This window comes from Paraclostridium dentum (genome assembly GCF_012922555.1).
GTDB classification, from domain to species: domain Bacteria; phylum Bacillota; class Clostridia; order Peptostreptococcales; family Peptostreptococcaceae; genus Paraclostridium; species Paraclostridium dentum.
This window is the reverse complement of sequence record NZ_WIPK01000083.1, coordinates 1-606: the sequence shown is the minus strand read 5'-3', so window position 1 is coordinate 606 and position 606 is coordinate 1. Positions and strand designations below refer to the sequence as shown.

Genomic DNA, 606 nt, shown 5'->3' with positions numbered 1-606 from the left:
GATACAGTACATGAAATGTGTAAAGATGAAGCTAGACATGGAAAAGCATTCTTAGGATTATTAAATAGACATTTTGGGAAATAATATATAGAGATTGGATAAATAACTTAAATATATATCTAAAAATATGTTTAAAGTAACATATTTTGGGTATATATTTAGGCACTAGGAAAAACGTTAACAAATTACTGATAATTAACGTGGAAAATTAAAAATTACATTAAATACATGGAGGATTTTAAACATGAAAAAATTTGTTTGTACAGTATGCGGATATATACATGAAGGAGAAACAGCACCAGAGATTTGTCCAGTATGTAAAGTTGGAGCTGATAAGTTCGAAGAAATGAAAGGTGAAATGGTTTGGGCAGACGAGCATAGAATAGGAGTAGCTCAAGGAATAGATCCAGAAGTAATAGAGGGATTAAGAGCTAACTTCACAGGTGAATGTACAGAAGTAGGAATGTACTTAGCAATGAGTCGTCAAGCAGACAGAGAAGGATATCCAGAAGTAGCAGAAGCATATAAAAGAATAGCATTTGAAGAAGCAGAACATGCAGCTAAATTTGCAGAGTTATTAGGAGAAGTAGTAGTAGCAGATACACA

General features: G+C 32.5%; 1 protein-coding gene and 1 pseudogene. Both read left to right on the top strand.

The genetic code is table 11. The annotated features are described in order from the left end of the window. A pseudogene (locus GFJ41_RS19805) lies at window positions 1–84 on the top strand (NADH peroxidase); the annotation flags it as partial. A 160-nt stretch (window positions 85–244) separates the two neighbouring features. Further along, on the top strand, window positions 245–606 hold a 362-nt coding region (locus GFJ41_RS17865), incomplete at its 3' end, for a rubredoxin-like domain-containing protein (protein ID WP_170075993.1).